Raw genomic sequence first — 24,856 nt, forward strand, 5'->3', positions numbered from 1 at the left:
TCAAAAAGGAGAGAACCAATTTGGTCCTCTCCAGGTTGTAACTTTTCATCAACCCACTACAGTTGACAAGGAGCCAGAAAATTCACGATTCAAATAATTTTGCAAAGCCTCAAAAATATTCAAAAGTTGTAAATAATTGGATAGACTGGAGCGTCCTGGAATATCATTCACATCCAAAGAAATACGCTCGACATCTTTTTCATACAAAATACGGAAAGAGACCACAGGCTGATCCGAAAAATAATTGTCACCAGCTATGAGGTAACACTCATAGATAATACCGATAGGGTTAGAGACCTTCATCTCAATGCGAATAGCTCCAAACCCCAAGTCCTCCACCTGCTGAAAACGCTCCAAAATAGCCTGTCGCTGACTGGGAATAAAGTTTGTAATCTCCATAGCAACCTCCCAACGCTTCTTTTTGTCTATTATAGCCTAAAGATGGGAAAAAATCTTGTAATGGGTTTCCTATTAAGACTACAAGACCCATGAGAGTATTATTTAACTTCTTTATAGTCTCTAAAGTCAGATTTTATATTGTTATCGTCATCATGTTCATCTACCCAATCCTTTATATCAGTAAAAGAATGAATATCTTTCTTAATACCAGCACCATCCTCTACAGAAATTACAATTGCTTGCTCTCCATTTGTTCCCAACCAATGTAAAATATCATTGGTCTGCTCTTCAGGGGAGAAATAGATTTGTGATTGTTTGTCGTATTCCCTATCTCTAAAAGACTCATATTTAGCTAACTTCTTTTTATAGGCCTTATATTTTCTATTATAATCTTCCTTAGCTTTTTGACGTACTTTTTCGTAAGCTCGATAGTCTCTCTGGTAGTCTTGTTGAGCCTTCTTATTAAGAATGTCACTAAAACTTAAGGTTTTAAAAGGAAAAATAGAATCAGGGAGAGCATTAAATTCTGGAAGTTTCTTTGGCTCTCTTGGTTTATTAGGTAGGAAACTTTTCACTGGCTCAGTTGGACCGGCTGGAAAATCCCCTTCCTTACCTTGACGGGTCAATAGTTTAAATTTCTTTAACGTATCACTATTTGTTGTTTGATTAACAGCCTCTTCGTAAATATGCTTAACTTCAGGATTTTCATTAAATAGATTAATCTGATTCTCTTGTTTTGAAGTATCTACATTATCGATCTCTTGGATAACATTGAGGTGTGCTGATAAATAGCTGTCTTTTTGAGCTGGCAATTTCTTTAAAAGCTCATCTAAGTTTCCCTCTCTTTTTAAATAGCCCCACATATTACTGTCATTCACCTGATTACGAGCAGAACTCCTATCACCGAAATAAAGCAATTCATCTTTACTGTAAGAATAATCTGGTAGGTCTCTAGTTAAAAATTGATTGGTATCGAGATTATAAGCAAATTGCTTATCGCTTTGAGAAGTAGTCAAGAAAACATAATCATAACCATCAATCTCTCTTAAAGACACACCAAACTCCTTAATATCTTCAAAATTTTTGATTTTCTTCAAATATGGGGTCAAATTAATAATTTTCTTTTCAAAATTTTTGTTAATATCATAAACTACCAAATGAGCTTGATGCAGACTACTCATGGTATCGTAATAGCGAACAAAATGATTTCTACCAATTAATTCAGTAGCTACATTATCTTCAGAATTATAATAAGTGGGTTCTTCATGACTAATGGCAACATATTGTTGACGACTACCAAAAATCTCATTGGAAGTTACCTTATCTGCTTTTAGGGCCGTCTGCAACTCTTCTACAGCTTTTTCATGAAATTTGTGCTTTGTATATGCATTTCCTAAAAAGAAAAGCATGAGTATAGCCGCAGTATAAATCCTTCCACGCTTGGAGAAGGGAAATTTTAGAATCTTCTTTATCATAACTTTTTTACAAAAATAGCCAGAACATCACATTCTGACTATTACTCTTATTTCTCTTCTTCGTCCATTGAAAGCACAGACAAGAAGGCTTCTTGGGGTACTTCCACCGAACCGATGGCTTTCATACGTTTCTTACCGGCTTTTTGTTTTTCGAGGAGTTTACGTTTACGTGAAACGTCGCCACCGTAACATTTCGCCAAGACGTTTTTACGAAGGGCCTTAATATCAGTACGAGCAACAATTTTTTGACCGATAGCCGCTTGAATGGGCACTTCGAATTGTTGACGTGGAATGATTTTCTTAAGTTTATCAACGATAAGTTTTCCACGCTCGTAGGCAAATTCCTTATGCACGATGAAGCTAAGGGCATCGACCTTGTCACCATTAAGGAGAATATCCATTTTCACCAATTGTGAGCGACGGTATTCTGACAATTCATAATCGAAACTTGCATAACCACGAGTTGATGACTTCAATTTATCAAAGAAGTCAAAGACGATTTCAGCAAGTGGAATCTGATAGATAACGTTAACACGATTATCATCGATGTATTCCATAGTCTCAAAATCACCACGTTTACGTTGCGCCAACTCCATAACCGCACCAACATACTCTTGAGGAACCATGATTTGAGCTTTAACATAAGGTTCTTCGATAGCATCAATACGTGTAGGATCTGGAAACTCAGATGGGTTAGACACTTCAAGCATGTCACCATCAGTAGTGTTAACATGGTAAACTACCGATGGTGCTGTCATAATGAGATCGATGTTAAACTCACGTTCCAAACGCTCTTGGATAACATCCATGTGAAGAAGACCCAAGAAACCACAACGGAAACCAAAACCAAGGGCTTGAGACGTTTCAGGCTCAAACTGAAGACTGGCATCGTTCAACTGGAGCTTTTCAAGAGCTTCACGCAAGTCATTGTATTTATTAGACTCAATTGGATAAAGACCGGCGAAGACCATTGGATTCATTTGCTTATAGCCATGAAGTGGCTCTGCCGCTGGATTGTCCGCAAGTGTTACTGTATCACCGACACGGGTATCCGCGACAGTCTTGATTGAGGCTGCCACATAACCAACATCACCAGTCGCAAGGTAGTCACGGCCAACAGCCTTAGGTGTGAAGATACCCACCTCAGTAACGTCAAAGGTCTTACCATTAGACATCATTTGAATCTTATCGCCAGGTTTCACCATTCCGTTAACCACACGCACTTGGAGGATAACCCCACGGTAAGCATCGTAAACAGAGTCAAAGATAAGGGCTTGAAGTGGCGCATCTACATCGCCTTGAGGCGCAGGAACCTTTTCTACGATTTGCTCAAGAATCTCCTCGATACCAATACCGGCCTTGGCTGAGGCAAGCACTGCTTCAGAGGCATCTAGACCAATAACATCTTCAATTTCTGTACGGACACGTTCAGGATCTGCGGCTGGAAGGTCAATCTTATTAATAACCGGCAAAATTTCCAAGTCATTATCAAGTGCCAAGTAAACATTGGCGAGTGTCTGTGCTTCAATCCCTTGAGCAGCATCTACTACAAGGATAGCACCTTCACAGGCAGCAAGAGAACGAGACACCTCATAAGTAAAGTCCACGTGTCCTGGTGTGTCAATAAGGTGGAAAATGTAGGTTTCACCATCCTTAGCTGTGTAGTTGAGCTCAATAGCATTTAGTTTAATAGTGATTCCACGTTCGCGCTCAAGGTCCATACTATCAAGGAGTTGCGCCTGCATCTCACGACTAGACACTGTCTCAGTCTTTTCCAAGATACGGTCAGCAAGCGTTGATTTACCATGGTCAATATGGGCAATAATCGAGAAGTTACGAATCTTCTCCTGTCGTTGTTTTAATTCTTCAATATTTGGCATTCTTATCTTTCCTAGTTCTTACTTGTGATTATAGATAAACTAATCGTTACCTTCTATTATACAAAAAAGACAGGCATTTGCCTATCTCTAATATCTGCTTTCTGATTCCGGTTAAGTCATCCTACTTCTTAAAAGTATCGTTGTAGTGCTTATTAATAATAGCTGAACGTTTGTTCTCTGTTGAACTGCTTGAAAATGGTGCTAAACCAAAAGCTAACACGACAATTCCCAATAGAATGAGGCTGAAAAATGGGTGCTCAGCAATATAGTGTAAAATGTCTGACATAGGAAGACTCCTTTAAGCGTAATTATTTAACCTTATATTATCAGAAATATTATGATTCTTCAAGAAAAAAAGAGAGCTTCCGCTCTCCCTCTTAATCTTAATGGAATTGCATACCACCATCAACGATGATTGTTTGACCAGTGATGTAGTTTGAGTCAGGTCCAGCAAGGAAGCTTACTGCAGCTGCCACATCTTCAGGCTCAGAAAGACGTTTCAAAGTGATATCTTTTGCGAATGTTTGCATACCCCATTCGTCATCTTTACCAGCATTTTTACCAACTTCGTGGGCAATGTCAAACATCATTGGTGTCTTAACAATACCTGGTGCGTAGGCATTAACAGTAATACCTGAATCAGCCAAATCACGCGCCAAAGTTTGTGTGATACCACGAACTGCAAATTTAGTACCACCATAGATAGTCAAGTTAGGGTTCCCAACGACACCAGCTTGTGAAGTCGCATTGATGATTTTACCACCATGTCCAAGAGCTTTAAATTGTGCTTGGGCAGCTTGGGCACCCCAGATCACACCACCTACATTGATATTGAATGTACGATGGAATTGTTCTTCAGTGATTGTATCAAGTGGAGTTGTAGGTGCGACACCAGCATTATTGACAACAACGTTCAAATCGCCAAAGTGATCAACAACTTTTTGGAAGGCTGCTGCTACCTCAGCTTGTTTAGACACATCTGCTACAACCGCAAATGCTTTGTCTGCTGACAATTCAGCTACCGCTTTATCAGCAGTTTCAGCATTGTAATCTAAAATCCCAACTTTAAATCCATCTTCAACTAAACGTTTTGCAATCGCAAAACCAATACCTTGACCTGCACCTGTAACAATAGCAACTTTAGACATATAAAATCCTCCTCTACCAATTGAGGCCCTACTTCGTTGATCCAACAAAGCTTATCTCAATCGGAATACGCAAAGTTAGTCAAGTTCTGGCAAAGTCATTTTCATAAGCTTTGTCTTAACTTAAATAAGATTTTACGCTTATATGAAAGCGTTGTCAAGTAAATGTCATACTTTTCTGAAAATAGATAAGGAATATCTGTTATTTTGTCCTATTATAAAACGAACTCAAAGCCTAGTGCTTCCATGTCGTCCAAGCCACCAAGGTTGGTAACATTGCTATAACCTCTCTCATGAAGCACTGCTGCAGCAAAGTCAGCCCGAGGTCCCATTTTACAATAAAGGTAAATTGAATCGTCTTTTTTAGCTGGAATGTCAGCTGTGAAAAACTGCGTGTGAGGTATTAATAAAGCATCCTTAACATGTCCTTCTGCATACTCTTCCGGACTACGAACATCAATGAGCAATCCACCTTGAGCTATATCATTTTGAATCTGCTTTAAATCCATGTTATTTACCAAACCAAAGCTCGATTTCTCGAGCCGCAGATTCTTCTGAATCGGAACCATGAACAATATTTTGTATGCCATGTTCATCGGGTGCGGTCGCAAAGTCACCTCGAATTGTGCCAGGAGCAGCTTCACCAGGATTTGTCGCTCCCATCATATCACGCCATGATTTGATAACACCTGGCCCCGAAAGAATCCCAATAATTGCTGGCCCACTCATCATATAGTTTGTAATACTAGAGAAGAATGGCTTATCTACCAACTGAGCATAATGCTTTTTAAGGCGCTCTAGGTCAAGCGTTAGCATTTCCATACGTTCAATAGTAAAGCCACGACGCTCAATACGGTCAATGACTTGTCCAACGAGGTGACGTTTAACAGCATCTGGTTTAATGATAAATAATGTTTTTTGCATGATTTCAACTTTCATTATTTTCTTTTCATTTTACCACAGGATGCCACTTTTTGCAGACTTGGGCCTTTTATAGTCTCTAACTATATGACAGGTAACAAATTAACTATTTTCCATTAGCGTGATTATGCTGCTAATTACAAAATCCCTTACCAATACAGTAAGGGATTTTGTTGTTTTCTATGCTTGAATAAAAGCTTGTAAATCTTTAAGAGCTCGCTCAGCAATTTTTCCATAGCGCTCTTTCTTGTCACGAATACGTGGGCCTTCTAACTCTTTGATAATACCGAAGTTAACATTCATTGGTTGGAAATGTTTGCTTTCAGCATGTGTCACATAATAGGGAAGACTACCGATAGCTGTTGTCTGAGGGAAGATAACTTCATCTTCACCCTTAAAGAGACGGGCAGCATTGATTCCAGCAACCAATCCTGAAGCAGCTGATTCAACATAACCTTCAACACCAGTCATTTGTCCAGCAAAGAACAAGTTAGGGTTTGATTTTGATTGGAAGGTCTGTTTAAGCAAGTTTGGCGAATCCATGTAAGAATTGCGGTGCATAACCCCATAACGCACAAATTCAGCATTTTCAAGACCTGGAATCATTTGGAAGACACGCTTTTGCTCTCCCCATTTGAGGTGGGTTTGGAAACCAACGATATTATAGAGGCTACCAGCCGCATTGTCCTGACGAAGCTGAACAACCGCATAAGGGGTCTTAAAGTCACCGTCACGTGGCCCTTTGTAATCTTCAGGATACTCCAAACCAACTGGTTTCATAGGACCATAGAGCATTGTCTTGATACCACGTTTAGCCATAACTTCGATAGGCATACAGCCCTCGAAATACTTTTCTTTTTCAAAAGAATTCAAAGGGGCTTCTTCAGCTGTTGTCAAGGCTTCATGGAAGGCCATAAATTCTTCCTTGGTCATTGGACAGTTTAGGTAAGCTGCTTCACCCTTGTCATAGCGTGACTTAAGGTAGACTTTGTTCATGTCAATAGTCGCTTTATCAACGATTGGTGCAGCAGCATCATAGAAATAGAACCCATCTCCAACGTTAAGCTTGTGAATTTTTTTAGCTAAAGCATCAGAAGTCAAGGGACCTGAGGCAATAACTGTAATGGCATCATCAGGAATTTCTGTGATTTCTTCACGGATAACTTCAATTAATGGATTGTTCTCAATTTCAGTTGTCACTGCTTCTGCATAACCTTCACGGTCAACCGCCATGGCACCACCAGCTGGCACACGGTGAACTTCTCCATTACGCATAATGATAGAGTCCAAGCGACGCATTTCTTCTTTAAGAAGCCCTACAGCATTTGTCAAGCTATCGCCACGGAAAGAGTTAGAGCAAACCAATTCTGCAAAGTTTGTTGTCTTATGCTGAGGTGTTGCTTTGACCCCACGCATTTCATATAGTTTTACCGGAATACCACGTTTAGCAATCTGATAAGCTGCTTCAGAGCCGGCCAAACCAGCTCCAATCACGTTAATATAATCTGCTTTTGATTGAGACATGACACTAATACCTCTTCGGGAACAAGATGAAATCCTGCCCCCACAAATCTTTCTTCATTTTTACTCTTAGTAGTATAGCAAAAAACTCCTCGTCTGGCGACTAGGAGTCATCTGTATTTATAGGGGTAAAATGATAGTCACTTTAGCACCACCTGTATTATCATCATTTGAAAGCGAAAGACAACCATGATGTAAGCGAACAATATCATTGGCAATAGTCAGACCAAGGCCACTATGATTGCGGCTCTGTCTACTTTTATCCTCTTGATAAAAGAGCTGAGTGGCCTTTTCAAGGGATTCAAGTGAAAATCCAGGGCCAGAGTCAAGGCAGATAAACGTAAATTCATCTTCTTCTACCCTAGCAGTTAAGAGCAACTGACTACCACTTGGCGTATGCTCTACGGCATTAGCAACAATATTCATAAAAGCTCGATTCAACAAGGATCTGTCCCAATGGCCTATGATTTCTTTCTTAATATCCTTCTTGTCAAATGCAACATTGATTTGTTTGGTTTGAGCTAGTGACAAGGTTTGAGCGTAAATGTCTTCAACAAATTCCCTAACCGAAATGTCTTCAAGTGTCAAGGTTTTCGTCAAACTCGTTTTGTTGAGTTCGGACAACTCTTGAACATAAGCATCAACCTGTGTAATCCCCTTTTGAAAATGCTCTAATAAGTCCATCTGTTCCGCATCCAAGGGAGTCATAGCTAAGAGTTCCGCATTTCCACGAGCAACTGTCAGTGGGGTCTTTAAGTCATGGGTTAAGGCTGAAATCTGATTTTGCTTATCCTGCTCTGCCTTCCAATTTTCCATTAAAGACTCACGAAGTGCTACTCGCATATGATCCAAACCACTTAAAACCTGATTGAACTCCTTAATGGTAGACCGGGAGGTTTGAAAATCCAAGTCTTGCTCTGCTATTTTCTCAGTTGCCCTCAGTATTGGTCTAAGCTGTTGACGTAATTTATTAGCATAGAACAATGTTAAAACAATAAAGATGAGTAAAATGGACACCATCATTGAACCAATCATCATAAGATCAGCATTGGGAAAATACTGGTTCATCCAAGCGTTACGATACCGAGGTGATAGTTGATAGTTGACAATGACTATGCCATCTGACCGTTCAAAAGACTGAAAATAGCCGTATATCCCACCGTGAGCATTCTTGAATTGGTAATTTAGTAAGGATTCTTCTTGCAAGTTAACTGGCATGTTAGACTTCTTAAGCTTGAAATCCCTAGTCAAAAAGACATAGCGAGTACCATCAGGCAAGACATTTGGATTAAAGACCTTAGAAGTTTCAATATCACTTCTCACAGCGGACAAATCACTCTCAACTTGATTTGCTGGAATCACAAGGCCAAAACGATAAGACAAGCTGAACAAAGACAAAATAAGAAGACTGCTGATTACCGAGAGGACCGTCAGGCTGACGACATAAGATAACAAAATTGTTCTTAGAGAGTGTTCTCGTTTTTTAATTAGTGCCACTTGTAACCAATCCCCCAGACTGTTTCAATAGGATTTTGCCCAACTTCTTTTAGCTTTGCACGGATATTTTTAATATGTTCAGCCACAGCTGTTGGACTTCCTTTATCCTCATAGCCATACAAATGCGTGTAGATTTGTTCTTTTGAAAAGACTTGGCCCTTATTTTCAGCCAAAAATTGACAAATACCGTACTCCGACTTAGTCAAATCTAACAACTGATTCTCAACATAAAGCTCCTGAGCCGACAAATCAAACTGAAAATCACCAAGTGAAAGCTTATGATGACGCTCACGATGTTCCCGTCTCAAGTGAGCAGACACACGCGCTTGAAGTTCTTTAACTCCAAATGGCTTGCAAATATAATCATCCGCCCCATAAGTCAAGCCTTGGACAATATCAGCCTCTTGCGTTTTGGCTGTAATAAAGAGGATGGGACAATCCACCTGTTCCCGAATCTCATGACAAAACTGGAGACCGTCAACATCAGGCATCATGATATCCAGCAATATCAAGTCAAACCGTGGAAGCGAGTTCTTATCCAAGTCCAAAACACTCGTAAGTCCTGTCACCTTATGGTTTTGAAGCTCTAAGGCCTTTACAACCAATTTCACAATATCTTCCTGATCATCAATAACAAGAATCTGAGCCATAAGCTTTCCTTTCGTTCAAAGTTACTCTTATCATATCATCTATAGAAGATAACTGACAAGGCGTAAAGGAGATAAATATGACTTGGATAAAAGATGTAGAACAAATATTTTGACCCATTCCCTCTTTGACCGTTATAACAAAGCAGCAAAGGAGCAGCAAATAGTTCCATCCATTCAATGTATTTAAACATTAAATCGTGAATAGAAAGTCTACCTAAAACAATCGCCATTAGTACCCAAACAAGACTAACACTCACAAAAGCAAGCACTTCTTTCTTAAGATTCTTATGACAAAGATACATAGCGATACCAGTCAAAAGCAACCATGTTCCTCCATCACTAATAAATGTATGAACTGGTAGCACTGTAAAATTGAGAAATTTTAGTAGAAAAAGTAACATAGGTTTATTCACACTTAGCAGATAAAAAGGCAACATTAGCAATGGGAGTAATATTGGGAAAAGTAAGGTTGGAATTCCTTTAAGGTATTTCTTTTCTTGAATCCAAGCGATACCTTGAAGAGCAACGAGCAAAATAGCGAACGACGACAGCATCATATTTTGTGGAAAGAAACCATCTGCCCTTACAAGAGGATGTAGAAAATTATAAAATCCAAACTGAATCAATCCCATCAAAATCGCTAAAGCATAAATTTTTAGGAAGTATTTTTTTCGATTGTGTGTATGAACGAAACCTTCAATCACAGCAAATAGGAACAAGGGGGCCGCTAATCTCCCAATCATAGTAAACCAAATGGGTATTTTCCCAGTATAGTCAAAAAAATATTGAATATGGTCGAATACCATAGTAATGAGGGCTATATATTTGAGTTGGAAACCTGATAGACTTAAACGTTTCATAATAACTCTCCTTTCTTTCATTCTCAGTATAAAAAACAAATTTAAGGAAAGTATCAGTTTTTTGGATAAAATACAAAAAACTATCCCAAGTCTTAACTTGAGATAGCTATGTCTTTATTTAACAACAGATTCTTTGTAGTCACACTCTTCGTTACTACAGATGACTTGCTTACCGCCACCACGGACCTTCTTCTCGACAAGATAATCGCCTGATTTAGGACAGTTACGTCCGACAGGGATATCCCACGACGTAAATTCACAGTCAGGATAGCGATCACAACCGTAGAAGACACGATTACGTTTTGTCTTACGTTCGATGACCTGACCTTTACCACAGGTTGGACAAGTAACGCCAATTTCTTTAGTAATGGCCTTGGTGTTATGACAGTCTGGGAAATTACTACATGCGTAGAACTTACCGTAACGACCAAGTTTGATGACCATTGGGTGACCACAGAGGTCACAATCAAAACCAGCAGGCTCATCCTTAATTTGGATTTTTTCAATACCTTCTTCAGCTTTTTCCAATTCTTTTTGGAAAGGCTTGAAGAATTCATCAATAACCTTCTGCCATTGTTCCTTACCAATTTCAACCTTATCAAGTTTACCTTCCATCTCAGCGGTAAATTTAACATCCACGATGTCTGGGAAGAATTCTACGATCAAGCTATTTACGATTTCACCAAGTTCAGTTGGCTCAAAACGTTTAGCCACCAATTTGACATAGTAGCGACGTTGGATAACATCAAGCGTTGGCGCATAAGTAGACGGACGACCAACGCCGTTTTCTTCCAGCGTCTTAATCAGTGTCGCTTCAGAATAGCGTGCAGGAGGTTGGGTGAAGTGTTGCTCAGGCGTTGTCACAACCTTCTTAACCGTATCACCCTCAGCCATATCAGGAAGCATTTTGTTCTTATCAGAGTCGTTGTAAACGGCCATATAACCGTCAAACTTGATTTGGCTTCCATTTGCTGTGAAAATGACACCATTTTGAGACAAGGTAACCTTCATCGTATCAAATACTGCAGCTGTCATTTGACTGGCTACAAAACGATTCCAAATAAGGGTATAGAGCTTGAGTTGATCCTTATCCAAATACTTAGCAATGCTTTCTGGCGTTTGAAAAACATTTGAAGGACGAATAGCCTCGTGTGCATCTTGCGCTGCTGAGCTATTTTTCACCTTGCTACCATGCTTAGAATACTTAGAACCAAAGCGTTCTGTAATAAATTCAGCAGCTTGGTTTTGAGCAACCGGACTGATACGTGTTGAGTCCGTACGCATATAGGTAATCAAACCCTGAGCCCCTGAACCAAGATTAATCCCCTCGTACAACTGCTGAGCAACCATCATGGTCTTACGTGTACGGAAGTTAATCTTATTGGCAGCATCCTGTTGTAGTGATGACGTTGTATATGGCAATGGTGCATTACGACGGCGTTCTTTTTTCTCTACCTTATCAACATTAAAGTCATCACTCGTGATACGAGAAAGAACAGCTTGAACATCGTCATTATTGTTGAGCTTAAGCTTTTTACCATCCAAGCCATAGAAGCTAGCCTGAAATTTCTTAGCCCCCTTCTTAAAGGCACCATCAATAGTCCAGTATTCTTCTGGTTTAAAGGCCTTAATTTCATTCTCACGGTCTATAATAAGCTTAAGAGCTACCGATTGGACACGCCCTGCAGAAAGACCTTTCTTAACCTTCTTCCAAAGAAGTGGAGAGATTGAGTAACCCACGATACGGTCCAAGACACGACGAGCTTGCTGCGCATCTACCAAGTCCATGTCAATGGCGCGTGGCTCCACAAAGGCATTTTTCACTGCATCCTTTGTGATTTCATTGAACACAACTCGATTCTTATCGTGATTATCCAGTCCAAGGATATGTGACAAATGCCATGAAATAGCTTCTCCTTCACGGTCCGGGTCACTTGCGAGAAAGACTTGCTTAGCTTTCTTAGCTTCTTTCTTTAATTCATTGATAAGTGGGCCCTTACCACGAATATTGATATATTGTGGTTCGTAATTGTTTTCAAAGTCAATGGACATACTTGATTTTTTCAAATCACGGATATGCCCAACAGAGGCTACAACTTTATAATTGCGCCCAAGGTACTTTTCAATGGTTTTTGCTTTGGCAGGAGACTCCACGATAACCAAATTTTTCTTTGGTGTCGCCCTCTTTTTAGTCGTCTTTTTAGCCGTTGTTTTCTTTGTTGTTTTAGTTTTCGTTTTTGTTGTCGTTGCTGTCGCCATAGATTATTTCCTTATTTTGTTATAAACTGGCTGCGCCATTAATCTGTCTATATTTTAGTCACAAGACATTAAAAAGTGCAACACCTTGGACCGAGCAACTAACATAATACCGTCCTTTCCTTAAACTGTCAATAAAAAAATTTTTTCTCTATAGGAGAAGTTTGATTTTCAAGAAAACTCAGAAAGGATATCAAAGCCCGTCGTAATACACTTTGCGCCCTCTTGAATGAGGTGATGACAGCCATCCGATTTTCCGTCTAAAATATTTCCTGGAATAGCAAAAACATCTCTTCCTTCCTCCATGGCACGCTCACAAGTAATCAAACTTCCCGATCGAAGCTTAGCTTCTACAACTAAAACCCCCTGACACAAGCCTGAAATAATACGATTTCGTTCTGGAAAATGATACTTGAGAGGTTGTTCACTCGGTGCATATTCTGAAAGCACGAGATGATTTTTACTCATATAGTCCTGCAAAGCTTTATTTTCTTTAGGATAATAGACGTCTAGTCCAGTCCCAATAACTGCAATGGTGTTACCTTTATTTTTCAAAGCTTCCATATGGGCACAGGTATCAATGCCACGCGCCAAGCCACTAACGATAGTAAAATGATTACCGAGTTCATTAACAACCTTACGAACCGACTGTTTTCCTGTTTCAGAGCACTTCCTTGCCCCAACAATTGCTAACTTAGGTTTACTCAACAACTCAATATTTCCTTGATAAAAGAGGAGAACTGGTGGATTGTAGGTGTGCTTTAACTCAATCGGATAGTCCTGGTCAAAAATAGATACTGTCGGATAACGCTGATACTGCTCTTTAAGTTGCTTAATATCTAAAGTCTTGTATTTTTCCATAAAAAGTACGGCATTTTTAGACTTTGAAACCACTGCCATATCTCGTAAACTTAATTTTCTATCTTGAGTCTTCTGATAGTCTAAAATATTAAGGATGTTTAAATTCGTCAATCCAGCGGCTTTTAGTTTAAAAAGTTCAAAGTTATTCATATAAATACCTCCATTTCTTTATTCGCAAGAGATAAAGAAAAAAGCTCCCTTTATGGAACTTTCCTTGATTATAAATCATTTTCAGACATAAAATAAGACGCTGCGCCTAGGAGGTTACTGTCGTTATGGAAATGACAAGCTTGAATTGTTATCGGCTCAAAACCTATATCAGACTTTTCATTAAATAACCCTTCATAAGCATTAACAATACCTTCTATCAAAGAATCTTGTCTGCTGATGCCACCGCCGATAACGACTCTTTCTAAGTTCATGAAAGTCTGTAAATTCAGAATAAGCACCGCAATTTCATGACAATAGTCCTTAAATAGCGAATTGAGTTTTTCAAATTGACCTTCTTCTATAGCTGAGAAGACAGCTGGACCATCATCCTGATCTAAGCCAAGTAATTGACTGGCCTCATGGACAAAACCAACCGCAGAACCTTTATTATCGACAAGGCTAATCAGTGCCTGCTTAAACAAGGCCCACTTGAAAGGGAGAGCCGTTTGACTCTTACTTTGGGAACTTGGTCCTCTCAGAAATTTGGAAACCAAGAGAGGTGTTAACAGGGCTCCCTGAGAGACGAGCCCTAAGCCAACACCCGTACCTAAAACCAAAGCAGCACCACAATCAACTTCTTGTAGACTACCATATCTAGCTTCAGCCAGAGCAGCCGCATCAGCATCATTGATAACCTTTACAGGTAATTGAAAAGTTTTAGATAGACCTGTTCCAAGAGGAATAGCTGTTAAATAAGGGATAAGGCCACCCTTGAAAACAAAGCCACGTTTACTATTAATTTCTCCCGGGCACGCAATAGCAATCCCCGAAATTTCATCTTCATATGATGAAACAATATTTTCTAAAGTTACCCAGAAATCATCTATGCTTGCTGGAGTTGGAACTTTAGATTGATTGGTAATATTGAAATTATCGTCAACTAAACCAAACTTGATAAAGGTTCCTCCGATATCAATAGCTACAATCACTCTGCTCACCTACTTTTTAAGCATTGACTTTATGGGTTCAAAGCTTCTTCTATGAATTGGCGTGATACCAAGTTTATCCAGACCAGATAAATGCTCTTTAGTTCCATAGCCTGCATTTTTGGTAAATGCATAGCCAGGATACTCTTGATCATAATCAGCCATCATCTTATCACGGGTTACCTTTGCTACGATTGATGCTGCAGCAATAGATAAGGAATTAGCATCCCCCTTAATAATTGATGTTTGTCCTATAGGTAAATCTAAAGTCATAGCATCAATTAACAACTGTTCTGGTTGAGGACTGAGGTTTTCAATAGCTTCAATCATAGCAAGTTTAGTTGCCTCATAAATATTGACATCGTCAATGACATGATTGTCCTTAACACCAATACCGACAGCCACTGCTTGTTTCATTACCTGCTTATAGATGGCTTTATGTTTTGATTTTGGGATTTTTTTACTGTCATTGAGGCCTTTGATTTTGCAAAGCTTTGGCAAGATAACAGCTGCGGCAACCACTGGTCCAGCCAGGGGGCCTCGTCCAACTTCGTCAACACCTGCAATGAGTTCAACTCCCTGGGCATAGAGCAATTTTTCGTAATTAAGCATCGTTTCCAAACGCTCATCCTCCGCAATCTCCGCCAGGATGGCCTTACGGCGTTGCTTAATAGCGGTCTGTACTCCAGTACGGCTATCTTCCTCAAATGTCGCCCAACGATGGTCGTCTAGGTCTTTCAAAGATGCTAATTGTTCCTTGACTTCTTTAATTGTCGCCATCAGTATCAACCCCAACAATATCAAGTGTGTAACGGCCTAGTTTTCCATCACGAACATCTTTGACAAAAAGACTGTAAAAACGGTCATAATCTTCACGAAAGCCTAGTTTTTGGGTCATTTCCATAATGATTTCTGGAGCCTCTTCTTCAAGGTCAATCCCTTTAAAACGTTCCTCGAGACGTTCTGGATAGTAGGTTTTAAAGTAGTTGAGTCCAAAAATAGTGACTTCATCCATTGGTAACAGCTGGTCTTTGATAGCACCCGTCAAAGCAAGTTTCAAGCCAACCAATTCATCCTCAAACTTAGGCCACAAGATACCTGGAGTATCAAGAATTTCCAAGTCCTTATTTGACTTCAACCATTGTTGGCCTTTTGTAACACCAGGTTTATTTCCCACAACAGCAATTTTTTTACCAGCGAGACGGTTCATCAAGGTTGATTTCCCTGCATTTGGAATACCAATAATCATGGTTCTCAAGGTCTCTTTCTGAATCCCACGTTCACGCAAGCGTTGAATTTTCTCAGACATAAGACTCTTAGCAGCATCTGTCACCAATTTAACCGTAGACTGCTCCTTGGAATTAATATCCAGAGTTTTAATGCCTTGTTTCTCAAAGTAAGTACGCCACTCTTTGGTACGATTGCTGTCAGCAAGATCCGATTTATTGAGAATTAAAAGCTTAGGCTTGTCGCCAACAATCTTAGTCAACATAGGGTTTTGACTTGAAAGTGGTAAACGTGCATCCACTAAAATGGTGACAAAATCAACATGCTTTATATTTTCCTGGACCTGTCGGCGAGCCTTGGACATGTGACCAGGAAACCATTGAATAGTTGCCATTTGTTTTTCTCCTCTTTAATAGCCTTAGTAAAATATCATATAAATTCTTTTAAAAAAAGCCAAAATCTTGGCTTTACTTTACTTATATTATAACAGATTTAGGTTGAGATTCCCAATTGTTATCACTTGGTTAGGCCTCAATAGGCATGAAGTTACCGACAATTTTACCGATAATTCGAGGGTCTTCATCATAATGAGCAAATTTGTCACCATAGCGTTTATTAAGAGAAACTAAACGCAAGCCCTCTTCCTCACGATAAACCTTTTTGATATAGGTTTGACCATCCCAATCCACAGCATAAACAGCACCATCATAATCAAAACCAGTTTGTTTGATCAACACTACTTCTCCATTTAAGTAAGTGGGTTCCATAGAATCTCCAAAAACCCAAGAAGCAAAATCATGGTCTAATTCTTCATCATAGAAAACTTCATCATAATTGCCATCACCAAAATAAGTATATCCTGTTCCGGCTGATAAACGCTCGAAAACTTTGTAAGAATAAAGCGGAATAACAGGTGCTTTCTGCTTTTCTGCTTCTTGTTCTTCTAAAAGAGCCTTAGTGAGTCGCAAAGCTTCTTTACGATTTTCGTCATTAAGTTCCAAGTAAACTTCCACTATCTCATGTTCAGACAGAAAATAGGTTTCAGCCACGCCAAAAAGTTGGGACAATACTGTAAGATTCTTTTGATTTGGCTTTGTCTTACCATTTTCCCAATTAAAATAAGAGGAGCGTGAAATTCCCAGATGCTTAGCCACTGATGCTTGGCTCATTCCTTGCGCTTCTCGAATTTCCTTTAGTTTTTGTCCTGAAAACATAGCCACCTCCGTAAGTTAATAAACTAACATAAGTTTACCAAAAAAAGTAGTTGATTTCAAGTGAAATCAACTACTTTTACATTTCTCTTTTGTATTATTCTTTGACCAAAAATCCTATATTGTCAAGTGCCTCTTCAATGTAATCTAAATCTTGTTGACTATCAGCTTCAACAAGGTGATAGTGAACACCATTGGTTAATTCAGATAGTGGACGAAAATCACTTGACGCTGCTTGTTCTAAAAAATGTCTAACATCTCGACGACAAGTCAACTTCAACAAGGTTTGGATTTCACCATAGACTGGATGATCAATCATGATATTTTGAATACGCCCCCCATTATCGACAATAGCTAGAAGCTCTTCTTCCATGTCATTCACCGTATGATTCACTTTAAAGAGTCGATGCTCATAAGAATTATCATCACTGTTTTTATAAATATAACCCCTGTTAGTTGAAATAATTTGAGCACCATCTGCTCGCAAAAGTGCAATATCTTGGACAATGATTTGACGGGTAACACCAAAATGTTCCGCCAAACTCTGCCCATTTATCGCTTCTTTAGACTGCTTTAACAGTGCCAATAATTCTTGCTTGCGATTTAAAGTCATAGACTAAACAACTCCTCTTACAACTATCGAATTTTTCGAATACTTTTGAAAATCGTTAATGCTATAACATAGTCTATCATACTATGGACAATAGTACCAAATCCAACTAAAACAAACAGAACATAAAATAGTTTTTGGAAGTCCTCTCCCGTTACTGAATAAAAAATCACACAAGCAATTACTTCAGCTACAGCATGAATAACACCTAAAACAAAGTTAAAAATTAGTGATGATTTATGGTTTTCTATTGTTTGAGGGAATTTTTTCAAATAAAAAGCTCCTAACAAACCAAAGACGATATGCGAGAATGCCCTAAAAACAATGACAATCGGATAGCCGGCCATAAGGAATCCTAAACTAGACGCTAAGATAACAAAAGCTGCTACCCAGGGCGATATAAACATAGCTAGAAATATTGGAACGTGACTCCCCAAGGTATAAGAAGCCGGTGGAATGATTAATTTAATTGGCATAATAATTGGGATAAGGATAGCAATCGCAGTTAACAAAGCTGCAAAGGTCATTTCTTGAATTCTCTTTTTCGGTTTCATAATCTACTCCTTTTTATTGTATATACACTAGTATATTACAATGTATATCCCTAGAAGTCAATATGCCATAAAAAAACTAGAGCCATAAGCTCTAGTCCTTCCTTATTTACGTTTTTTCTTAGCCTTCTTCATCTTGTTAGCTTGACGTTTCATAGCATGTTTCATAGCAAATGAACCGACCTTACCTTTAAGACCACCACCAAGCATTTGGCTAAGGTCCATGTTCCCAAGGTCCGGCATACCTGCGCCACCCATCATGCCTTCAAGGGCAGACATATCCATATTACCCATATCAGGCATATTTGGCATGTTTTTTGGCATATTATTTGGGTTAAGACCCATTTGACGCATCATTTGCTCCATATCACCAGACATAACACCTTGCATCATTTGTTTGGCTTGGTTGAAGTCTTTAATAAACTTGTTTACTTCGATGAAGGTATTTCCCGAACCATTGGCAATACGGCGACGACGACTTGGTGTCAAAAGATCTGGATTTTCTCGTTCTTCTGGTGTCATTGATGATACAATAGCACGCTTGCGAGCAATCTGTTTCTCGTCTACTTTAACATTAGCCAAGGCTGGATTGTTAGCCATACCTGGCAACATCTTAAGCAAATCCTCCATAGGACCCATATTTTGCACTTGGTCTAATTGGTCGATGAAGTCATTGAAGTCAAAGGTGTTTTCACGCATCTTTTCAGCCAACTCAAGAGATTTTTTCTCGTCGTACTCTTGAGAAGCTTTTTCAATAAGGGTAAGAAGGTCACCCATACCTAAGATACGGCTTGACATACGGTCTGGGTGGAAAGTCTCAATATCTGTGATTTTCTCACCAGTACCTGTAAATTTAATTGGCTTACCAGTAATCTCACGAATAGAAAGAGCCGCACCACCACGTGTGTCACCGTCAATTTTAGTAAGAACGACACCTGTGATATCCAGTTGTTCATTGAACTCCTTGGCAACATTAGCAGCTTCCTGACCAATCATGCTATCAACAACCAAGAGGATTTCGTTTGGATGGGCGAAATCCTTGATATCACGCAACTCTTGCATGAGGGTTTCGTCAATCTGCAAACGACCCGCCGTATCAATCAAGACATAGTCATTTTTATTGGCACGCGCTTGTTCCAAACCATTTTTGACAATCTCAACCGCTGGTGTCTCTGTTCCCATATCAAAAACAGGAACATTAATTTGTTGGCCCAAGGTCTTCAACTGGTCAATGGCTGCTGGACGATAGATATCCGCCGCTATCATCATTGGGCGAGCTTCTTGTTCTTTAATCAGCTTATTAGCTAATTTACCAGCAAAGGTTGTTTTACCAGCCCCTTGGAGACCAACCATCATAATGATTGTTGGAATCTTTGGAGATTTCTCAATTTCAGATGTTTCAGACCCAAGAATCTCTGTCAATTCTTCATTAACAATCTTGATGATTTGTTGTGAAGCATCAAGAGTATCAATGATTTCGTGACCTACGGCACGTTCACGAACACGTTTGATAAATGTCTTAACAACCGGTAGGGCAACGTCTGCTTCAAGGAGTGCCAAACGAATCTCTTTAGTGACTTCTTGAACTTCTTTCTCTGAAAGTTTTCCTTTACGTCTTAAATTTTTGAAAACGCCTTGCAAGCGTTCCGTTAAGCTTTCAAAAGCCATATATTATTTCCTCTCTTACTTTCTGCTTGAATCTAATCTCTATTATCAATGCTACTTAGAATTTCAATTTGTTCCTGAAGATAGCTATCATCTGGGTATTTTTCCATGATATCATCAAAAATTTGGCTACGGACGATGTAATCTGAATACATATGTAGTTTCATCTCGTAAGCTTCCAAAATCTTCTCAGTACGTTTGATGTTATCATATACCGCCTGACGACTGACGCCAAATTCTTCAGCAATTTCTGCCAAACTATAATCATCCGCATAATAAAGCTCAATATAGTTCATCTGCTTATCTGTTAACAAGGCAGCATAGAACTCAAAAAGAGCATTCATGCGATTGGTTTTTTCAATTTCCATAAGCTTCATTTTACCATAAAATCATGGTGTTAGCACGATTCTTGTGCAGAAAAAAGCAGTGTCTTCTAATTGTTCTCCAAATAAAACTCAAAACGATCACCGACATAGTAGCTACGTACATATTCGAAAGCCTGTCCATCTTGAAGAAAGGAAATTTGCGTCAGACTTAAGAGGGCATCACCAGTCTTAACCTTGAGGTGCTTGGCTAGACTACTATTGGCCAAACTAGCCGAAATGGTTTGTTGGCTCTTCCCTATTTCATAACCATTATCGGTTAAGGTCTTGAAGAAATGTTCTGTAATTTCAGATTCTTCAAAGCCACGGATAATCTTTTCAGGGATACTAGCAATCTCATATGCAACTGGGATGTCATCGGCAAAGCGAACACGCTCCATCCTAATCACATAAGACTGTGGTAAGACACCTAAATTCTTGATTTCAAACTCATTGGGATGTAGACGTTTATAAGAAATAAGCTGACTAGACGGTTTCTTGCCTTGCGCTTTGACGATTTCCGTAAAACTCGTGGTTCCACGCATCTTCTCCTTAACACGACTACTGGCAACGAAGGTCCCACTACCTGGTTTACGCTCCAAAATTCCCTCGTCAACTAACAGTGTAATGGCCTGCCGTACAGTCATGCGACTGACATCAAAAGTTTCGCAAAGATCTCGCTCACTAGGAAGACGTTGCCCAATTTTCCAAGTACCTTCATCAATATCTTTTTTTATTTTATCATGTATGCGAATATACGCTGGTAACATCTAATACCCCCCTTGTTATCCCTATTTTACAAAAAAAGTGTCAGAATTGTAAAGGTGATTAAATGACTTGTAGTTTCTCGTATAAATCTAGGTGCTAAGTCCTTAAATTTGTGATACAATGAAAGCATAAGAGTCCTTATGTGACGTAAAAAGAAAGGGTAATAATGACTGACATTTCTACATTGAATGATGTGCAGAAAATCATTGTTCTAGACTATGGTAGCCAATACAATCAGCTTATTGCACGTCGTATTCGTGAATTCGGCGTTTTCTCTGAGTTGAAGAGCCATAAGATTTCTGCTGAAGAAGTGCGCGAGATTAATCCAATCGGTATCGTACTTTCTGGTGGTCCAAACTCTGTATATGCTGATGACGCTTTTAGCATTGATCCTGAGATTTTTGAACTCGGTATTCCAATCCTCGGTATTTGTTACGGAATGCAACTGTTGACTCACAAACTTGGTGGTAAAGTTCTTCCTGCCGGTGAAGCTGGTAACCGTGAATATGGTCAATCAACACTTCGACTTCGTGCTGACTCTAAACTCTTTGCTGGTACTCCTGAAGAGCAGGTCGTCCTTATGAGCCACGGTGATGCTGTTACAGAGATTCCGGAAGGGTTCCATCTAGTCGGTGACTCAGTGGATTGCCCATTTGCAGCAATGGAAAATACGGAGAAAAACTTCTACGGTATCCAATTCCACCCAGAAGTTCGTCACTCTGTATATGGTAATGATATCTTGAAAAACTTTGCTTTTGGTATCTGTGGTGCCAAAGGTGATTGGTCAATGGCTAACTTCGTAGATATGCAAATTGCACAAATCCGTGAAACAGTTGGTGACCGCAAAGTTCTTCTTGGACTTTCAGGTGGGGTTGATTCATCTGTTGTTGGTGTTCTCTTGCAAAAAGCTATCGGAGACCAATTGACATGTATTTTCGTTGATCACGGTCTTCTCCGTAAAGGTGAGGGTGACCAAGTTATGGAGATGCTTGGAGGTAAATTTGGCCTTAACATTATCCGTGTTGATGCTTCTAAACGCTTTCTAGACCTCTTGGCTGGTGTTGATGATCCTGAGAAAAAACGTAAAATCATCGGTAACGAGTTTGTCTATGTCTTTGATGACGAAGCAAGTAAGCTTAAAGGCGTTGACTTCCTAGCTCAAGGAACACTTTATACTGATATTATTGAATCAGGTACTGAGACAGCTCAAACAATCAAATCTCACCACAACGTCGGTGGTCTTCCAGAAGACATGCAGTTTGAATTGATTGAACCGCTTAATACCCTCTTTAAAGATGAAGTACGTGCCCTTGGTACTGAAATGGGAATGCCTGACGAAGTCGTTTGGCGCCAACCATTCCCAGGACCTGGACTTGCCATCCGTGTTATGGGTGAAATCACTGAAGAGAAACTTGAAACTGTTCGTGAGTCTGATGCTATCCTTCGTGAAGAGATTGCCAAAGCTGGTCTTGACCGTGATGTATGGCAATACTTCACAGTTAACACAGGCGTTCGCTCTGTCGGGGTTATGGGTGATGGCCGTACTTACGACTACACTATCGCTATCCGTGCCATCACTTCAATTGACGGTATGACAGCTGACTTTGCGAAACTTCCATGGGAAGTTCTTCAAAAGATTTCTGTTCGAATCGTTAACGAAGTTGACCACGTTAACCGTATCGTCTACGATATTACAAGTAAACCACCTGCAACAGTAGAGTGGGAGTAAAATATAAACCTAATTTAAAGTGACTTGATTGATTTAACAGCATTTTGAATTGTTTTAAAACGCTAAAATCTAATTAATTATATTTGGTTCCCCACCAAATACCCCACCAGAAAGAAATTCTGGTGGGGATTTTTTATATCTTAATTACAAAAATAAACCAATAAGCAATGATATGGGTCAGAAAATTTTTTCTTAAAATTAATTTCCCATCTTCTACTCTCGATAATAAATTTCCGCTCCATCACTGACATGATTTTTACTCCAAAAAATTGACTCTCTTCCATCTTGTCCCTTTGGAGTAAACACTATTGGTGTCTCACTAATACCTTCTGATGTTTTTGTAACGGCTGTGAGCTTTTCTCCTTGGACGGCGAACTTTTCAAAAACTACATCACCCGAAGGATTACCATTCACTTGGGTCAAGCCATTGGCATCGAAAGTAATACTATTACCTTGTGCATTTCTCCAAGATCCTTTAACACTTGAAAAATTACCTGTTTGAATTTCTTGAATGTTCATACCACTAGATTCCGATTGAGTTTGTTTATCACCTTCTATTCGTTCCGTATAATCAAGAGCAATCCATCCTTGACCAGATTGTAATTTGCCCCAAGTGTAACCTTCTGCACTTGTTGTTTCCGAAATAGTGTGAATACCTTGAGATATCTTGCCCAGAGACTGAGACTTAGCACTAGGTTCTTTGCGTATTTCCAAATCCGATATTTGCACACGAACCTGAAAACCAGTTTCTGACTTAATATCCTCACTCTGACTAGAAGATTTCATATCACTTTCTTTTGAAGAAGTCGTTGAACCTTTATCAATTGATTCCCACTTTAAGTTTTTGAGATTCAAAGCCGTAGACGAAATACCTAGTTCATCTTCGATTTTCTTCTTATTATTTATTTGTATCGTAGTTTCTTTTTCCTTATTTGGGACACTAGCTTCAACTTTGTATAAAGTTAGGTTTACTTCTGGATTCGATGATTGCCAGGCAGCAAATACTACCTGACCGTTTTTATAAGCAGTGAGAGATGAGCGTGCTCCACCAACAGGTGCTGCATAGGCAACATGTAACAAAGTAGGTTGACTATTTTTTAGATAATATATTGCAGAAATATAATCTTGTTTACCAATCAATAACTCGTCCTGTCCATCTTTATCTAAGTCTACAAACGCATATTGAAAATCAACTGACGTCCCTGAATGCCCTAAATTATCAATGAGCATGTATTCCTCAGATGTAGCTTCAACCTGTTTCAAGGCTTCAGTTAATCGACTAGCATCACCACTATTTATTGCTTGCTGATAAGATTTATAACGATCTAAGACCGTTTGAAATGCTTCCTGTCTATTTCTCTTTAATTCTTGCTTACTAGACGAAGATGATTGCTGTGTTACCTGCTTCATTTGATTAGAGCCACACGCAACTAAGGTCAAACTACTCAGGCTTAAAAGAGATATCAGTATCCATTTTTTCATATTAAGTTCTCCTATTCTTTCAATAAATTTATTTCCTCTAAATGTTTTGATTTGATTACCCACCACTACTCATTGGCAAATTTTCTACAACTTAACATTGATCAAACTAAAATATAGGGTAGAAATAGTTAGTAAATCTTTCAATAAGTCAATATTAATTGGAAGATTCTATATGCAAAAACTATTTCAGCAAAATAGGACTCCGTTGAAGAGTACGATGAATCTTCATGAGAGTCCTATAACTATTTATTGTTTTTCATAGGTGGCATCGTGAAGTGCATAACTCACATTGGTATTAGTGAATTCAAAGAAAATAGATTCAATCTTTCCTGTCGAAAGTTCACCTTCAGCTTTTGGACCACTTGTTGCTGTAAACTTAATTTTATCACCTGCAATGCGCCAAGTACCTATTCTAGATTCTCCACTTTCTTTTGTAATTTTTAGGCTCTTATTTGATTTCAACTCAATCGTTACGTCATTTTCTCCGTCGTACCAAGTCCCGACGACCTGTTGTTCCGGAGACTTTTCACGGGTTAAGAAATATGTTCCTACACCAATACCTGCTAGTGCGATTACAACAACAGAAACAATAATTAATACTTTTTTCATTTTATATTCTCCTATTTATTATTAATAAAACTTATTTTTTT

25 protein-coding genes are annotated in these 24,856 nt (G+C 39.1%); 1 reads left to right on the plus strand and 24 read right to left on the minus strand.

All coding sequences use genetic code 11. The features are described from left to right. Positions 1-48: 48 nt before the first annotated feature. The 22 genes from QRD39_RS00005 to QRD39_RS00110 all read right to left on the minus strand — a co-directional run bounded on the left by QRD39_RS00005 (position 49) and on the right by QRD39_RS00110 (position 20,997). Positions 49-399, minus strand: a complete 351-nt coding sequence (locus QRD39_RS00005) for a hypothetical protein (RefSeq protein WP_285955213.1) — start codon at positions 397-399, stop codon at positions 49-51. Between the two features lie 98 nt (positions 400-497). Beyond that, the gene (locus QRD39_RS00010; protein WP_285955214.1) at positions 498-1,874 is read right to left on the minus strand and encodes a hypothetical protein; all 1,377 of its coding nucleotides are present in this window, start codon (positions 1,872-1,874) and stop codon (positions 498-500) included. 47 nt (positions 1,875-1,921) lie between these two features. Beyond that, positions 1,922-3,754, minus strand: a complete 1,833-nt coding sequence (lepA, locus tag QRD39_RS00015; protein WP_164376197.1) for a translation elongation factor 4 — start codon at positions 3,752-3,754, stop codon at positions 1,922-1,924. 121 nt (positions 3,755-3,875) lie between these two features. Next, complete coding sequence (locus QRD39_RS00020) at positions 3,876-4,040, minus strand: hypothetical protein (RefSeq protein WP_008534734.1); 165 nt, start codon at positions 4,038-4,040, stop codon at positions 3,876-3,878. 97 nt (positions 4,041-4,137) lie between these two features. Beyond that, positions 4,138-4,902: a (S)-acetoin forming diacetyl reductase gene (locus tag QRD39_RS00025; RefSeq protein WP_008534735.1), complete on the minus strand. Its 765-nt coding sequence runs from the start codon at positions 4,900-4,902 to the stop codon at positions 4,138-4,140. A 212-nt stretch (positions 4,903-5,114) separates the two neighbouring features. After that, complete coding sequence (locus tag QRD39_RS00030) at positions 5,115-5,408, minus strand: rhodanese-like domain-containing protein (protein ID WP_008534736.1); 294 nt, start codon at positions 5,406-5,408, stop codon at positions 5,115-5,117. 1 nt (position 5,409) lies between these two features. Then, positions 5,410-5,823, minus strand: a complete 414-nt coding sequence (gene ndk / locus QRD39_RS00035; protein ID WP_198003205.1) for a nucleoside-diphosphate kinase — start codon at positions 5,821-5,823, stop codon at positions 5,410-5,412. 177 nt (positions 5,824-6,000) lie between these two features. Then, entirely contained in the window at positions 6,001-7,344 is a 1,344-nt protein-coding gene (gene trmFO, locus QRD39_RS00040; protein WP_285955215.1) for a methylenetetrahydrofolate--tRNA-(uracil(54)-C(5))-methyltransferase (FADH(2)-oxidizing) TrmFO, read from the minus strand. Between the two features lie 117 nt (positions 7,345-7,461). Then, complete coding sequence (locus tag QRD39_RS00045; RefSeq protein ID WP_285955216.1) at positions 7,462-8,838, minus strand: HAMP domain-containing sensor histidine kinase; 1,377 nt, start codon at positions 8,836-8,838, stop codon at positions 7,462-7,464. Next, positions 8,829-9,488 carry a response regulator transcription factor gene (locus tag QRD39_RS00050; protein WP_143567222.1) on the minus strand — a complete coding sequence of 220 codons (660 nt, stop codon included), beginning with the start codon at positions 9,486-9,488 and terminating at the stop codon, positions 8,829-8,831. The genes QRD39_RS00045 and QRD39_RS00050 overlap by 10 nt, the downstream gene beginning before the upstream one ends. A 35-nt stretch (positions 9,489-9,523) precedes the next feature. Then, positions 9,524-10,348 (minus strand): TraX family protein, encoded by an 825-nt coding sequence (locus tag QRD39_RS00055; protein ID WP_285955217.1) that lies wholly within the window; start codon positions 10,346-10,348, stop codon positions 9,524-9,526. Positions 10,349-10,462: 114 nt separating this feature from the next. Continuing rightward, positions 10,463-12,607, minus strand: a complete 2,145-nt coding sequence (topA, locus tag QRD39_RS00060) for a type I DNA topoisomerase (RefSeq protein ID WP_285955218.1) — start codon at positions 12,605-12,607, stop codon at positions 10,463-10,465. Between the two features lie 168 nt (positions 12,608-12,775). After that, the gene (dprA, locus tag QRD39_RS00065; protein WP_021145282.1) at positions 12,776-13,615 is read right to left on the minus strand and encodes a DNA-processing protein DprA; all 840 of its coding nucleotides are present in this window, start codon (positions 13,613-13,615) and stop codon (positions 12,776-12,778) included. A gap of 68 nt (positions 13,616-13,683) precedes the next feature. Next, complete coding sequence (locus tag QRD39_RS00070; protein ID WP_285955219.1) at positions 13,684-14,604, minus strand: ROK family protein; 921 nt, start codon at positions 14,602-14,604, stop codon at positions 13,684-13,686. Between the two features lie 9 nt (positions 14,605-14,613). After that, positions 14,614-15,381 carry a ribonuclease HII gene (gene rnhB, locus QRD39_RS00075; protein ID WP_285955220.1) on the minus strand — a complete coding sequence of 256 codons (768 nt, stop codon included), beginning with the start codon at positions 15,379-15,381 and terminating at the stop codon, positions 14,614-14,616. Further along, positions 15,368-16,222, minus strand: coding sequence for a ribosome biogenesis GTPase YlqF (gene ylqF / locus QRD39_RS00080; RefSeq protein ID WP_285955221.1), 855 nt, complete (start codon positions 16,220-16,222; stop codon positions 15,368-15,370). The genes rnhB and ylqF overlap by 14 nt, the downstream gene beginning before the upstream one ends. 130 nt (positions 16,223-16,352) lie before the next feature. After that, entirely contained in the window at positions 16,353-17,042 is a 690-nt protein-coding gene (locus QRD39_RS00085) for an XRE family transcriptional regulator (protein WP_285955222.1), read from the minus strand. A 94-nt stretch (positions 17,043-17,136) separates the two neighbouring features. Next, entirely contained in the window at positions 17,137-17,652 is a 516-nt protein-coding gene (locus QRD39_RS00090) for a transcription repressor NadR (RefSeq protein WP_002888502.1), read from the minus strand. A gap of 23 nt (positions 17,653-17,675) precedes the next feature. Then, positions 17,676-18,203, minus strand: a complete 528-nt coding sequence (locus QRD39_RS00095) for an ECF transporter S component (protein ID WP_285955223.1) — start codon at positions 18,201-18,203, stop codon at positions 17,676-17,678. Between the two features lie 102 nt (positions 18,204-18,305). After that, positions 18,306-19,868 carry a signal recognition particle protein gene (ffh, locus tag QRD39_RS00100; RefSeq protein WP_143567212.1) on the minus strand — a complete coding sequence of 521 codons (1,563 nt, stop codon included), beginning with the start codon at positions 19,866-19,868 and terminating at the stop codon, positions 18,306-18,308. A gap of 32 nt (positions 19,869-19,900) precedes the next feature. Continuing rightward, positions 19,901-20,233, minus strand: a complete 333-nt coding sequence (locus tag QRD39_RS00105) for a putative DNA-binding protein (protein ID WP_156685100.1) — start codon at positions 20,231-20,233, stop codon at positions 19,901-19,903. 65 nt (positions 20,234-20,298) lie between these two features. Next, entirely contained in the window at positions 20,299-20,997 is a 699-nt protein-coding gene (locus tag QRD39_RS00110) for a GntR family transcriptional regulator (protein WP_002888505.1), read from the minus strand. Positions 20,998-21,161: 164 nt separating this feature from the next. Between QRD39_RS00110 and guaA the strand changes: the two genes are divergently transcribed. Then, positions 21,162-22,724 carry a glutamine-hydrolyzing GMP synthase gene (gene guaA, locus QRD39_RS00115; protein WP_002888506.1) on the plus strand — a complete coding sequence of 521 codons (1,563 nt, stop codon included), beginning with the start codon at positions 21,162-21,164 and terminating at the stop codon, positions 22,722-22,724. A 213-nt stretch (positions 22,725-22,937) separates the two neighbouring features. Here guaA and QRD39_RS00120 read toward each other — a convergent pair whose 3' ends face one another. Then, positions 22,938-24,269 carry a DUF6287 domain-containing protein gene (locus tag QRD39_RS00120; RefSeq protein ID WP_285955224.1) on the minus strand — a complete coding sequence of 444 codons (1,332 nt, stop codon included), beginning with the start codon at positions 24,267-24,269 and terminating at the stop codon, positions 22,938-22,940. Positions 24,270-24,452: 183 nt separating this feature from the next. Beyond that, the gene (locus tag QRD39_RS00125; protein ID WP_285955225.1) at positions 24,453-24,815 is read right to left on the minus strand and encodes a hypothetical protein; all 363 of its coding nucleotides are present in this window, start codon (positions 24,813-24,815) and stop codon (positions 24,453-24,455) included. Positions 24,816-24,856 lie beyond the last annotated feature (41 nt).

Origin of the sequence: Streptococcus raffinosi (assembly GCF_030284685.1) — a bacterium.
Taxonomy (GTDB): domain Bacteria; phylum Bacillota; class Bacilli; order Lactobacillales; family Streptococcaceae; genus Streptococcus; species Streptococcus raffinosi.